This is a genomic window from Candidatus Nealsonbacteria bacterium, from assembly GCA_011050465.1.
Classification (GTDB): Bacteria; Patescibacteriota; Minisyncoccia; order Minisyncoccales; family RBG-13-36-15; genus RBG-13-36-15.
This window is the reverse complement of the sequence record DRFQ01000010.1, coordinates 70,441-83,598: the sequence shown is the minus strand read 5'-3', so window position 1 is coordinate 83,598 and position 13,158 is coordinate 70,441. Positions and strand designations below refer to the sequence as shown.

Genomic DNA, 13,158 nt, shown 5'->3' with positions numbered 1-13,158 from the left:
GACGACTGGTTTGCTTAATTGCGGTAGCAATTACAAGGAGGAGCGAAGCGACGACTGGTTTGTATCTTAAGGCCCGGCAATTTGTAACTCAGGAAACACGCTATATTCATCTAAAACCACTCCAGCGTTTGTTACCCGGAAACAATAACTACCGCCATCGGTAGCATTCACCGTAGCTTGAAAAACAAATTCAATTTCAGTATAATTTTCAAATGATAAAGTAATGTTCCCTGAGGAATTGGAAGGGTCAGCAACTATTTGACCGGTAACAAAAGTATATTCCTCCAAATTTTGCAACTGAGCAGTAACATCCTGACCATCAGCAACATAAGTACTGGTACTCATCACAAAATGCTCGATAGTAGGGGAAAGTGGAACAACGCTAAAACTTTCATCATCCCCGCAGGCAGCTCCAACTTTTGAGGCATACTCTAAAAGATAATCGTAGTCTATGGCCTCTGATCCGGTATTGGCTACCTCAATTCTCAAACGGATATTCTCGTTTTTATTAACACCAGAAGTTGGGGTATCTTCTATTTCTCTCCAGGTAGCTGGAAAGATGGCTGTTGGGGTGTAGGTAATGTCAAGGTTAGTGGCATCAATAACCCAGTCACCGGGATCGGCTTTTCCTTTGTCAGCCGACTTGATTTCAAAAATAGCATCGTCCATCTGGGCTTTAGTCATCGACACAGCGATATCGCCAGATGTCAAACTAGTCATGGTGGGAGATAACGAGTCAAAAGAGAAACTGGCAAAGGTGATAGCCCCGTCAGAAGACTTAACGAAAGTGTCCAAATTATGGTAGGTGTCCGGGGTTGCTGATATGCGCACCCGGATATTGATCGCCGTGACCGTGCCTACATCTGCAGAAGAATCGGTCAAGCCGAATTTCACGGTATCTTTCCTGGACGTAGTTGAGATAGTAATCCCATCTGGGCTATCAATATCCTCATTAACTTTAGAGAAAAGTGGCGTTAGGCCCCATGTGCCGGTGGCCAGGTCAGCATCTGGAGTTAATGTGATGGCTGACTGGGCCTGGGTTTTTTTCACCTCCGGCGGAATCGGCGGGTTTTGCCAAATTTTCGGCCAGCCAGAAAAAATCCAACCTGCCACCATTAGAAAAATGATGAAAATAATTAAGAAATGCTCTAAATTATTTCTAATAGTTCTTTTCATGCCCCCTTAGAAGAATTTCGAATAATTAGATGTTGCTAATCTAGTTTACTCGAAATTCTTAATATTAATTTTAATTTTTTATTATGCCCCCGCTTCTTTCTGCGCCGAGGGCGCATTTCGCTTCATTATAAAATAATTACAAGGAGCAAAACGAATGGTTGATAATTTCTCTACGTGACATATTTTTATTCTCCTCATATTACTCCCCTCCATCGTCGTTTCTCCAGCGATAGTGAAGCTGGGCAAGGTAAGGAGGTATTGGCTCTGCCCAGTTGGTTAGATAGGTAATTAACCGAATTTCTTGTGGCTTAGCTTCAGTAAATTGCCAAATAATCCGAGAAATAATTTGTTTCCTATTGAGATCAATTTCCCCCACATTAATAATTCTGGTAAATTTTCCATCAATCATCTCGGATGTGCCGGAAAACCGCCAATTTCCCGGAGCAGAGATTATCAGGCCATGGTCTCCGTTTTCAAGGTCTGTCCAATTATTATCTCTAATCGACCTGGCTGCTTCTAATCCTTCCTCAGCTAAAAAATTTGCTATAGTTATTTCTTCAGACAAACGACCTGCAATATAACTGTCAAGAATCAAAAAAAATAAAACGTTCGCGACAATAACGAATATTCCCATAGCAACCACGAGTTCAATTAATATCTGTCCTTTATTCATTGTTATATTGTTAAACTGTTATATTGTTTTCTTTCTAAAATTGCCAGAGCAATTTTAGAGACCACAACTGTTAAACTGACTTTTAGTAACAATGTAGCAATGTAACAATTTAGCAATTTATCTAAGATTTATTCAATCCCATCGTCGTTTCTCCAGCGATAGTGAAGCTGGGCAAGGTAAGGATGAGATGGCGAAACGGCTGGAATTAATAAAGAAATAGTGCCAAATTTATTAACACTTATTATCCGACTTTCATCATTGCTATTTAAAACGATATTTCCAATTAGTGAGGGTTTTCCTTCAAATTTAGAAAAGACAAATTCCTTTGGCTGGTCATTTATGGTAATGACGGTTGGTAAATCAAAAACTTCATCGTATTGAGGATCGCGATTCTGGTAAGAAATCCCTTTGAATAAAGTGTAATTATCATTAGTAATATAAATACCAAAACTTGAATCTCCTTCGGTGGCCATGGCTTTTATCTGAGCCCTTCTTAGGGTCTGTAAAATTCCTTGGGTATGAGTTTCTAGTTGTTGACTTTTATAAAAATCTAAACCAAAAGGTAAAATCAAGGCAAAAAGAATCATAATAACCATCGTCACCAATAAAACCTCGATTAAGCTTAGTCCTTTCATTGTCTATGATAAGATTTTAGCGGACACGAATTTCTCCGATAAATTGATAAATAGGAACAATCGTTGATAAGGCGATTAAAATCACAAAAATTCCAATAAAAATTAATAAAATTGGCCCGATGAGGTCAGAAATATTTTGAATGGCAGAGTCTGTCTCCTGGCTGTAAAATTGAGCTAAATATAAAGAACTTTCTTCTAAAGAGCCTGTTTTCTCTCCAACCAAAATCATTTCCGAAAAAATTGGTGGAAAATTTTTGGAAATTTTTTTGAGGCCAAAGCTAACTTTTTCTCCTCGCTCCACTTCAGATTTAACTGAAATTAAATTCCTTCGGTAAACTTCACTCGGTGAAATATCAGAGCAAATTTCTAAAACCTCTAAGATTGGCATGCCGCTTTTCAATAGAGTGTAAAAACTCCAAGAAAATCTGGCTAAATTAATATTTCTAAAGATGCCTCCCAGGACAGGAAGTAAAAGAACCATTTTATCAAAATAAAATCTGATAAATCTTATTTTCTGAAGAATTTTAAAAACGGAAAAAGACAAAATCAGGATTATAGGAATTAAAAACCAATATTTTGTTAAAAAGATGTTTAGGTTCAGTAAAATCTTAGTAGCTAAGGGTAGCTCACCAGCAATTCCCAAGGCCTGAAGATTTTGGAAAACAGGAATTATTTTCGGTAAAACCCAAAAAATTGTACCCAAGATAACCATTGTCGCTAAAATAATAACAAGGGAAGGATATAAAAGGGCTCCAATAATTTTCTTCCGCAACTCGTAATCTTTACGAAGTTGTAAGGCAAGATATTTAAGATTTGTATCTAAAGTTCCGCTTGTCTCACCAATTTTTACCACACTTAAGAAAAATCGATCAAAAACCCGAGGATATTTTCCAAAACTTTTTTCTAAACTTCCGCCTTCTAAAGTTCTTCTTGAAATATCTGATAAAATTTTTCGAAAAGTTCGTGATTTTGCCTCATCTCGAAGAGTCTCTATGGCTTCAGAAATTGGTATTCCTCCTTTAATCATTAAAGATAAATGTTCGACAAAGAAAAATTTTTCTTTTTGAGAAACTCCCATAATTTCTATACGAATTACGAATCTTTTCAAATTACGAATACACGGAAAGCCATTTACGAATTTGGGCTGCCCGCTACGAATAATATATTAATCCGTAGCCAAAACTGTTCATTCGTAGATTCGTATGTTAATTTCGGTTTATTCGTAATTGGTAGGATTATTTATTCCTTAATAGTTCTCAAGACTTCCTCTAAAGTAGTAGTTCCGTCTTCTACTTTCTTTAAGCCATTCTCAATCATGGTCTGCATTCCTAATTTTTGAGCTTTAGCTCTAAGTTGATCTGCGGTAGCTCTTTCTATGATCAACTTTTTAATTGGTTCTTTCATTTCTAAAACCTCGTAAATGCCTGTTCTGCCAAGGTATCCTGTGTTTTGACAGAGAGAACATCCTTGTCCTCGAAAAAGGCGAATTTTTTTTCCTCTTGTTTTTGGAAATTTTGAGGCAAGATGTCTGCCCAATAATTGAGATACTTCTTCAAAGGAAATTTCGTAACTTTCAATACATTTAGAACAGATTTTCCTGACCAGTCTCTGGGCAATAATTAAATTTAGAGTTGTAGAAATTAAAAACGGTTCAGTTCCCATCTCTAAAAGCCGGAGTAAGGTGGTAGCTGCATCTGTTGCATGAAAAGTAGATAAAACTAAATGACCTGTCATTGCCGCATTTACTGCCAATTTGACGGTCTCTTGGTCTCTAATCTCGCCAACCATAATAATATTTGGGTCCTGACGCATTATTGCCCTTAGACCCTTAGAGAAAGTGAGGCCTGTCTTGAAATTAACCTGAATTTGATTAACGCCTTCAATATCATATTCAATAGGATCTTCAATAGTACAAATGTTAACCTTGCGAGTGTTTAAAATTTTTAAAATGGCATATAAAGTTGTGGTTTTTCCACATCCGGTCGGACCAGAAACTAAAACCATTCCCCAAGATTTTTTAATATTTTTCTTGATAATTCCTATTTCTCTCTGTTCCACTCCCAAGCCCTCCAGTTCGAATCTCCGAGCTCTTTCTGATAAAAGTCTTAAAACCACTTTTTCTCCTTCTTCAATTGGAACAATAGAAACTCTGACATCAACTTTTTCTTGGGGAACAGAAAATGAAAAATGGCCGTCTTGGGCGGCCTCATGAATATCAGTGCGAAGTTTAGAAATAATTTTAATTCTAGATACTAAAAAACCGTGGATAATTTTTGATACAGTTAAAACATCGTACAAAACCCCGTCAATACGATATCTTAAAATAGCCTTTTTCTTATAGGGTTCGAAGTGAATATCGGAAGCCCGATTTTCATAACCATAATTTAAAATCAGATCGGCCATTCTAATTATAGGCAATGGTTCGGCCTTGGTGGTTTTTTTCGATTCTTTTAAGGCTTTATCTATTAGTTCATTAAAAATTTCTTGAATTTCTTTCTTGTAATATTTTAAAGTTTCTTGAATATTTTTTTTGGTTGTATAATAAGGCAAAACCTTTTCTCCGGTTTTCTTCTCAATAAATTCTCTTAATTCTAAGTTCTGAGGATTAGTGAGAGCAACTTTCAAACCCTCTTTAGTCCTCTCAAAAACGATAATCTCTTGATGGCGAGCCATGATCTCAGGAATGATATTAAGTATCTCTTTTTTAATTTTTATTTTTTTGAGATCAACGAAAGAAAATTTAATTTCGTCGGCGACTAAACGACCAAATTGTTCATCAGAAATTAGGCCCTGGTCCAGAATCACCTCAATTAAAGATTCTTTTTCTGCCAGGGCCTTTTTCTTGATTAAATTAAAATCCTTTTTTGAAATTAAATCTGGTTTTACTAAAATTTTTTTTAGAAATTGTTCGGTTATTTTTATCATCTAACAGAAAACTATCTATTTTTGGCTATTTGTTCTTTCACTTCTTCTACTATCCCAGATAGACTGACTTCAGTTTTCACTAGATAGCTTGCAGCCCCCAAAGAGAAACCTCTTTTTATATCAGACTCTTGGCCAAGATTAGAAAGAATAATTACCGGGATTTTTTGGGTATTTTTGTTATTTTTAATATCGATTAAAACGTCAAAACCATTTTTCTTGGGCAACATTAAGTCTAATATGACTAAATCGGGTTTCTCGTAAATAACCTTATTTAAACCTTCTTCTCCGTTGGTTGCTTCCAAAAACTCAAAACCTAGCCGAGAGAATTTATCCCGATAGATTTTTCTTAAAAATCGGTCTTCCTCAACCATTAAGATTTTTAGCTTTGGGTTAGACATGGGTAAATGAGACAAAAGTATTATAGTTCTTATTCTTGCCCCGCACCGAACGAACGGAGTGAGTTCTGGTGCCGGAGTCTTCCTCAACCATTAATACTTTGGTTTGTTATGAGACATAATTGAATGAAATGAAATCAAACAAACTAATAAGTTTTTCTGGTGATAAAGACAGAGGCTGAAAAAATAGGAAGACTAAAAGAAAAGGTCATTCCAAAATCTCTATTTCTAGAAAACCAGATTCTTCCTCCACTAGCCTCAACTATTGCCTGATTTAAATAAAGTCCGAGCCCGGCACCGGTAGGATCTATTTCCATTGCTTCTTCTGAACGATAAAATTTTGAGAAGACCTTTTTGGAATCCTCTTTGGGAATACCTATTCCATTATCTTTACAAGAGAAAACCATTTCTTTCCCTTTTTTCATTAAGGTTATTTCTACTATCTCCTGTCCTGCTTTCTTATATTTGATAGCATTAGTAATTAAATTTTCCACTACCTGTTTAATCTTCAAAGGATCTGTAAGAACTGACGGTAAAATTTCTCTTGGTTGTTGAAATACAATTTTACAATTAGAAGCCTCGGCCCAAAAACCCAATTCCCGAACTACAGATTCAGTAACTTCTACTAAAGATATGGGCTCTAATTTAAGTTCATATCTCCCTTCTTCAACCCTGGAGATATCTAAAAGATGATTGACTGTTTCTGTCATGCGTTTAACATTTTCGAGGGCATCTCCGATGTATTCTTTCTGTTTCGGGTTCAACTCTCCGAAATCTTCCGAACCCAAAGCCTCGAGATAATTTTTTATCACTGATATCGGATGTCTTAACTGATGAGCAGTAATTGAAATGACCTCTGCAATCTTTGATTTTTCACTCGAAGGATCTGAATCCCCCACAGGTTTTCCACCGAATCTTATCATTGATTATATTATACCTCAAAATATTCCAAATACAAACCCAGCCGCACAACTTGATTGTGCGGCTGGGCAGGCCAATAAGCCCCAAAACAAAAGCCCCACTACCAAAGGTTGGCGTGGGGGACGCAGCCCCGCCCATCCCGCTAAGCGGGGGCGGGGTAAAATAATCAGGAAACTTAATATCCTTCGGGCATTGAAGGCATATTAGCTGGAGGCATTTTTGTCTCTTTTTCTGGCAGTTCGGCAACTACGCACTCTGTAGTTAATAACATTGCCGCTGCCGAAGCTGCGTTCTGAAGTGTTGATCTGACTACTTTGGTCGGATCGACAATTCCAGCTTTAAACATATTGCCAATTTCTCCGGTGGTAGCATTATATCCTATGGCCCAGTCCATGACTCCCGTTCTTTCTCCTGCCTTTGCTCTTTCCTCGGCGATTCTATAAATAATCACTTCGTCAGCGCCGGAATTCTTTATTATCTGTCTTAACGGTGCCTGGCAAGCCCTTGTCACTATGTCTTGACCCACCATATATCCTTTTAATTCCTGTGCAGACAATTCTTTACCGACAGGTTTTTCTTCAAAGCTCTTTTTTATAATTAGTTTTGTTAATATTCCAGAAGCTATAGCTAGGGCTATTCCACCACCCGGTACAATTCCTTCTTCAACCGCTGATCTTGTCGCAGACAGGGCATCTTCAATTTTGTGTTGTTTTGCTTTCTGTTCAATTTCGGTAGCCGCTCCAACCTTAATGACCGCTACACCGCCAGCTAATTTAGCTAATCTTTCTTGTAATTTATCTTTATCAAAGTCAGATTCTATAATTTTGAGTTCTTTTTTGATTTGGTTGATCCTGGCGTCAATTTTTTCTTTGTTCCCCCTCCCCTCAACAATCGTAGTATTCTCTTTGGTAGCAATAACTCTTCTGGCCGATCCCAGCATATCTAACTCGATATTTTCTAATTTTAGACCAACCTCTTCAGAAATTACCTGGGCTCCGGTGACTGTCGCGATATCCTGCAGCATCTCTTTTCTCCTATCCCCGAATCCCGGAGCTTTTATGGCTAATGTATTAAACACTCCTCTTAGTTTGTTTACAACCAAAGTAGCCAATGCTTCTCCGTCAACTTCATCGGCAATAATCACTAACTCTTTTTTTCCAGTTTTGGCAAGTTTCTCTAACAGCGGGAGAATTTCTGCAATAGCCGAGATCTTTTTGTCGGTTATTAAAATATAAGAATCTTCATAAACTGCTTCCATTCTTTCGGGGTTAGTAATCATATAAGGAGAAATATATCCTCTGTCGAAACGAAGTCCTTTTACGATCTCCTTTTGAAGGCCAAAGGCTTTTGATTCTTCAACTGTAATTACTCCGTCTTGACCAACTTCTTCCATTACTTCGGCAATCAAATTTCCTATTTCTGAGTTTTCAGCAGAAATAGTTGCCACTTGGGCCCTTTCTTCTTTCGTCTTGATTTCTTTCGAACTTTTTTTGAGCGTTCCTACTATTGCCTTAACTTTATCTTCTATTCCCTTTTTTATATCCATAGGGTTAAATCCGACACCGATGGCCTTAAAACCCTCTGTTACCATAGCTTGAATCAATATCACGGCAGTAGTAGTTCCGTCTCCAACTACATCATTAGTTTTTTCGGCCACCTCTTTTGCAATTTCGGCTCCCAGGTTTTCGATCTTATCTTCTAATTCAATCTCTTTGGCAATAGTTACTCCGTCATTAGTAATAGTTGGGCTACCAAATCCTTTATCTAAAACAACATTACGTCCTCTGGGACCCAAGGTAACTTTAACAGCGTTTGATAATTTATCAACGCCTTCTTTTAATTGTTTTCGAGCTTTTTCGTCGTATTTTATTTGTTTAGCCATAATTATTCAATGATTGCTAAAATATCCTCCTCTTTTGCAATTAAATATTCTTTATCGTCGACTTTTATTTCATTAGGACTATATTGTGTAAACAAAACAATATCTCCCGGCTTAACGTTGAGAGGGACAACTTTGCCGGAATCAGTTTTTTTTCCGGGACCCACGGCAATCACTTTACCTTGTTCCGGTTTATCTTTTTCTGCTGTTTCAGGAAGTAAAATTCCTTCTGTTGTTTTCTTTTTTCGCTCTGTTGGCTCAATAAGAATATGGTCTGATAAGGGTTTGATTCTCATAAATTAATAAACAGACAGCAGTGAACAGTAAATAATAAATAATATTAAAAATCTTTTAAGGACTGTTAACTATTGAAAGTTTAGATTAATACTCTATAAAGCTTAATTTATTTTAAATAATTTGTCAATCACGGTAGAAGAACCTCGCAGTAGAACAAGCCCAGAACCAGAGCAGAGCTCGGTTCTGGACTAGTCCCGCACCGAACTTCGTTCTGGTGCGGGGCTCACTACGGGGCAGGTTTCGAATAACAAGCGACGAAGGAGGCGCAGTCCCGCACTAAAGTTCTTTCAGTGCGGGACTTCTCTACGGGATCAGCCCCTTCACCTTTAGCGAAAGGTGAAGGGTTAAGCATTAAGTACGGCCTTTAAATATCTTCCGGTGTGGCTTTTTCTATTATTTGTAATTTTAGCTGGGTCTCCTTCGGCCACGATATATCCTCCTTGTTCACCTCCCTCTGGCCCTAAATCTAAAATCCAGTCAGCATTTTTTATTACATCTAAATTATGCTCAATACAAAGAACAGTATTGTTTTTATTAACTAACTCTTTCAAGACGAAAAGTAATTTTTTAATATCGTCTGGATGAAGGCCAGTTGTTGGTTCGTCCAAAATATATAAAGTTCTGCCGGTCCCCTTTTTTGAGAGTTCGGCAGCTAATTTAATTCTCTGAGCTTCTCCTCCCGACAAAGAAGGGGCAGGTTGTCCTAGTTGAAGATAGCTTAAACCAACATCATTCAAAGTTTTGAGTTTTAGATAAAGTCCGGGAATATTTTTAAAAAAATCTAAAGCTCCTTCTACTGTCATTTTTAAGACATCGGCAATATTCTTTCCCCTATATTCAATGGTTAGGGTTTCTTTATTGAATCTTTTCCCCTGACATTCTTGACATTGAATATATACATCCGGTAAAAAATACATTTCAATCTTAATTTGACCCTGTCCCTCGCAATTTTCACATCTTCCTCCTTTAACGTTAAAACTAAATCGGCCGGGTAAGTATCCTTTAATCCTGGCCTCCCGACTTTGTGAAAAAAGCTCTCTAATGAAAAAGAAAGATCCCGTATAAGTTGCGGGATTTGACCTGGGAGTACGGCCAATTGGTGATTGGTCAATTAAAACTACTTTATTTAAATTTTCAATTCCAGAGATTTCTTTGTGTTTGCCTGGTTCTTCTTTGGCTCTATAAAACTTTTTCAATAAAGCCCGGGCCAAAACATCATTCATCAAAGAACTCTTGCCAGACCCTGAAACTCCGGTAATACAAATAAATTTACCAAGAGGAATCTTCACATCAATATTCTTAAGGTTATGCTCTTGCGCGCCTTTGATTATGAGATATTGAGCCATAGGAGCTGTGGCAGCTGTAAAACTCTTATGGCTTTTTTGACTACCATGACTTATTTTCACTTTCTTCCTCCCGGACATATAATCCCCCGTCAAAGTATGGGCTTCAAGCAGCTTTTTTGGTGTGCCTTTAAAGATAATTCTTCCCCCGTGTTTCCCGGCCCCAGGACCAACATCAATAATCCAGTCAGCTGCCCTTATTGTCCGGGGATCATGTTCAACAACTACAATGGTATTGCCCGTATCTCTTAATTTCTTCAATATTTTAATTAGTCTGTCCTGGTCTCGGGAATGAAGGCCTACCGATGGTTCATCTAAAATATACAAAACCCCGGTAAGCTTTGATCCAATTTGGGTGGCTAGCCTTATTCTCTGTTCCTCGCCTCCAGCTAAAGTGCCAGCTTTACGGTTCAGGGTCAAATAACCAAGCCCAACATCAATCAGAAATTGTAATCTATTTATAATTTCCTTAATAATTGGTTGGATGATTTTTATCTCGTCAGGCTTTGAGGCACGAGACTTAGAGCTTAACAACCCGCTGAGAAACACTTTTAATCTCTCGATGCTTGTCTCAACTATTTGATTAATTGATTTTTCAGCGACTGTTACTGCCAAAACTTCCGGCTTCAACCTTTTTCCCTGGCACTGCTCACATTTCTTTTCTATCATGTATTGCTTAATCTCTTCCCGAGTGTAATCTGATTCAGTTTCTCGATATCTTCGTTCCAACGAAGGAATCACTCCCTCAAACTCCTCATCGCCATATAGAATAATCTGAATGATTTCTTGAGGTAAATTTTTAACGGAATCTGTTAAAGAAAATTTAAGCCTTTCTGCCAAATCAGATAATTTCCACCAGAAATAACTTTGTCTCCCTATCTTATGAGAAGCCTTCATCCAGGGCCTAATAGCGCCTTCAGCAATTGTTAAATTATGATTAGGGATAACTAATTTTGGGTCAACTTCTAATTTTTCCCCCAATCCATGGCAGGCCGGACAGGCTCCATAAGGAGAATTGAAAGAAAAAAGACGGGGCTCCAATTCCGGCAAAGAAACACTGCATTCCTCACAGGCGAAATGCTCGCTGAAAATTAAGTCATTAGATTTCAGATTTTTAGATTTATGAACCAATCGTTCCGCTCCTTGCTGTGTGCGAACAATGGGCAATTGCTTCGCAATGAAAAGTTTCTGATTTACTATTACGATGCCCTTTCCTAATTTCAAGGCTGTCTCTAATGAATCAACCAACCGAGATTTATCCAAACTTTTCTCAATCATTAATCTATCTACCACCACCTCAATATCATGTTTCTTCTTTTTGTCTAATGATTTTTCTAAGGCCTCCTCTGTTCGGTAAATGATACCATCAATTCTCACCCGAATAAATCCTCCTCTTTGAATTTCCTCTATTAAGCCTCGATGCTCGCCTTTCTGGCTGCGAATAATTGGGCCTAAAATAGTAATTTCGGTTTTCCCCGCACCAGATGCTTTGTTCGGGTCTCGGGCTGGTCCAGCACCGTGCTCGGCTCTGGTGCTGGGTTTCGCTCTGGTGCTGGGTTTAGACAATTTCAGGATTTGTTCAACTATTTGATCAATGGTTTGACGGGCAACTAATTTTTTACACTTTGGACAGTGGGGTTTACCGGCCCTAGCAAACAATAGTCTTAGATAATCATAAATTTCGGTAATTGTGCCAACGGTAGATCTAGGATTATGGGCTGATTTTCTTTGGTCAATAGAAATGGCAGGTGATATCCCTTCTATTTTTTCCACATCAGGCTTTTGCATTATTCCCAAAAATTGCCTGGCATAAGCAGATAATGATTCAACATATCTTCTTTGGCCTTCAGCATATAAGATATCAAATGCTAAAGACGATTTGCCAGAACCTGAAATACCGGTGATAACCACCAATTTATTTTTAGGAATATCGACGTCAATGTTTTTTAGGTTATGGACTCGAGCTCCTCTGATTTTTATAAAATCTTGGGACATATTGAGTCTTACATCATACTCTAAGTTTTCAGAAAAATCAATAAGGCGACCCAGCTTAGCTGGGCCGCCCATGTTGAACACCCGACGTTAAACAATAATTGAGCAATGGCTAAATCTAAATAGGAACGCTTTCTTTAAGTTTTCTTAAGTCTTCATAGATAAGAAAGGTATAGGTTACAGCAAAAGGAACAAAGAACAGTAAAATAATTACGGAAAAAATATCAATCTCTCGAGGAATTCCCGCTAATCTGCTAATAAAATTAATAATGAGGGAAATAACAATAGCAATTATGGTAATTACCGAAAATCGCCAGAAAACCTTCCACCAATTTCCGCTAACCAATTGTTTGCTTCTCGATAAAGCTTTTGTTCCGGTTAAATCTTCGGCAACCAAAACATAAGTCGCCAAACTAAACCAAATAATAAAAATAATACCAGGGATAATAAAAAGCAAAAAACCAAAAAAAATAATTATTCCCATTAAAAAAGAAATCCAAGAATAAGAAATTATTTTATGCCAACCCCTGACAAAAGATTCTTTAATTCTGATTTTTTCTTCTCTTTCTTTGGTGGCATAAAGTAAGGCTACAGGCGCCCAAAGGTTAATAATAATAGCCGTTAAAACAAAAATGGGCATGACTGGTAGCCAGATTGTCAATAATGGAGATAATCGCTCTGGTTCTGATACAGATATAAATAAGCCACCCGAGAATAAAGCAATCCCGAGATTGATAAAAACGGGTAAAATCATTATCCCGAGAAAAACCCAAATTCTTTCCTTATAAATCTGCCAGGTTCTACTGAACAAATCACCAATTCCCGGCAATGAAGAAATTTCAGGCTGAGGGGGTAATGAAGAAAATTGTTGATTTTCTATACTCTTATTTTTCATTAAGTCAATTTTATTATATCATAACAA

Annotated in this window: 11 protein-coding genes; all 11 read right to left on the bottom strand. The window is 37.5% G+C overall.

The genetic code is table 11. From position 1 onward, the window contains the following. Positions 1–66 precede the first annotated feature (66 nt). The 11 genes from ENH66_03955 to ENH66_03905 all read right to left on the bottom strand — a co-directional run bounded on the left by ENH66_03955 (position 67) and on the right by ENH66_03905 (position 13,131). Positions 67–1,176, bottom strand: coding sequence for a hypothetical protein (locus tag ENH66_03955; protein HDZ54819.1), 1,110 nt, complete (start codon positions 1,174–1,176; stop codon positions 67–69). Positions 1,177–1,375: 199 nt separating this feature from the next. Further along, positions 1,376–1,849 (bottom strand): hypothetical protein, encoded by a 474-nt coding sequence (locus ENH66_03950; protein HDZ54818.1) that lies wholly within the window; start codon positions 1,847–1,849, stop codon positions 1,376–1,378. A gap of 128 nt (positions 1,850–1,977) precedes the next feature. Then, positions 1,978–2,484 carry a hypothetical protein gene (locus tag ENH66_03945; protein ID HDZ54817.1) on the bottom strand — a complete coding sequence of 169 codons (507 nt, stop codon included), beginning with the start codon at positions 2,482–2,484 and terminating at the stop codon, positions 1,978–1,980. 16 nt (positions 2,485–2,500) lie between these two features. Next, positions 2,501–3,592: a type II secretion system F family protein gene (locus ENH66_03940; protein ID HDZ54816.1), complete on the bottom strand. Its 1,092-nt coding sequence runs from the start codon at positions 3,590–3,592 to the stop codon at positions 2,501–2,503. A gap of 131 nt (positions 3,593–3,723) precedes the next feature. After that, positions 3,724–5,409, bottom strand: a complete 1,686-nt coding sequence (locus tag ENH66_03935) for a hypothetical protein (GenBank protein HDZ54815.1) — start codon at positions 5,407–5,409, stop codon at positions 3,724–3,726. A gap of 11 nt (positions 5,410–5,420) precedes the next feature. Continuing rightward, on the bottom strand, positions 5,421–5,807 hold the full coding sequence (locus tag ENH66_03930; protein HDZ54814.1) for a response regulator: 387 nt from the start codon (positions 5,805–5,807) through the stop codon (positions 5,421–5,423). Positions 5,808–5,950: 143 nt separating this feature from the next. After that, positions 5,951–6,727, bottom strand: coding sequence for a HAMP domain-containing histidine kinase (locus ENH66_03925; GenBank protein ID HDZ54813.1), 777 nt, complete (start codon positions 6,725–6,727; stop codon positions 5,951–5,953). Between the two features lie 173 nt (positions 6,728–6,900). Then, positions 6,901–8,607 (bottom strand): chaperonin GroEL, encoded by a 1,707-nt coding sequence (groL, locus tag ENH66_03920; protein HDZ54812.1) that lies wholly within the window; start codon positions 8,605–8,607, stop codon positions 6,901–6,903. Positions 8,608–8,609: 2 nt separating this feature from the next. Next, positions 8,610–8,900 carry a co-chaperone GroES gene (locus ENH66_03915; protein ID HDZ54811.1) on the bottom strand — a complete coding sequence of 97 codons (291 nt, stop codon included), beginning with the start codon at positions 8,898–8,900 and terminating at the stop codon, positions 8,610–8,612. A gap of 345 nt (positions 8,901–9,245) precedes the next feature. After that, the gene (gene uvrA, locus ENH66_03910) at positions 9,246–12,239 is read right to left on the bottom strand and encodes an excinuclease ABC subunit A (GenBank protein ID HDZ54810.1); all 2,994 of its coding nucleotides are present in this window, start codon (positions 12,237–12,239) and stop codon (positions 9,246–9,248) included. Positions 12,240–12,354: 115 nt separating this feature from the next. Then, on the bottom strand, positions 12,355–13,131 hold the full coding sequence (locus ENH66_03905) for a hypothetical protein (protein ID HDZ54809.1): 777 nt from the start codon (positions 13,129–13,131) through the stop codon (positions 12,355–12,357). Positions 13,132–13,158 lie beyond the last annotated feature (27 nt).

Coding starts and splice junctions, on each gene's coding strand:
- ENH66_03955 (HDZ54819.1), bottom strand. CDS start 1,176: ATGAAAAGAACTATTAGAAATAATTTAGAGCATTTCTTAATTATTTTC.
- ENH66_03950 (HDZ54818.1), bottom strand. CDS start 1,849: ATGAATAAAGGACAGATATTAATTGAACTCGTGGTTGCTATGGGAATA.
- ENH66_03945 (HDZ54817.1), bottom strand. CDS start 2,484: ATGAAAGGACTAAGCTTAATCGAGGTTTTATTGGTGACGATGGTTATT.
- ENH66_03935 (HDZ54815.1), bottom strand. CDS start 5,409: ATGATAAAAATAACCGAACAATTTCTAAAAAAAATTTTAGTAAAACCA.
- ENH66_03930 (HDZ54814.1), bottom strand. CDS start 5,807: ATGTCTAACCCAAAGCTAAAAATCTTAATGGTTGAGGAAGACCGATTT.
- ENH66_03925 (HDZ54813.1), bottom strand. CDS start 6,727: ATGATAAGATTCGGTGGAAAACCTGTGGGGGATTCAGATCCTTCGAGT.
- groL (HDZ54812.1), bottom strand. CDS start 8,607: ATGGCTAAACAAATAAAATACGACGAAAAAGCTCGAAAACAATTAAAA.
- ENH66_03915 (HDZ54811.1), bottom strand. CDS start 8,900: ATGAGAATCAAACCCTTATCAGACCATATTCTTATTGAGCCAACAGAG.
- uvrA (HDZ54810.1), bottom strand. CDS start 12,239: ATGTCCCAAGATTTTATAAAAATCAGAGGAGCTCGAGTCCATAACCTA.
- ENH66_03905 (HDZ54809.1), bottom strand. CDS start 13,131: ATGAAAAATAAGAGTATAGAAAATCAACAATTTTCTTCATTACCCCCT.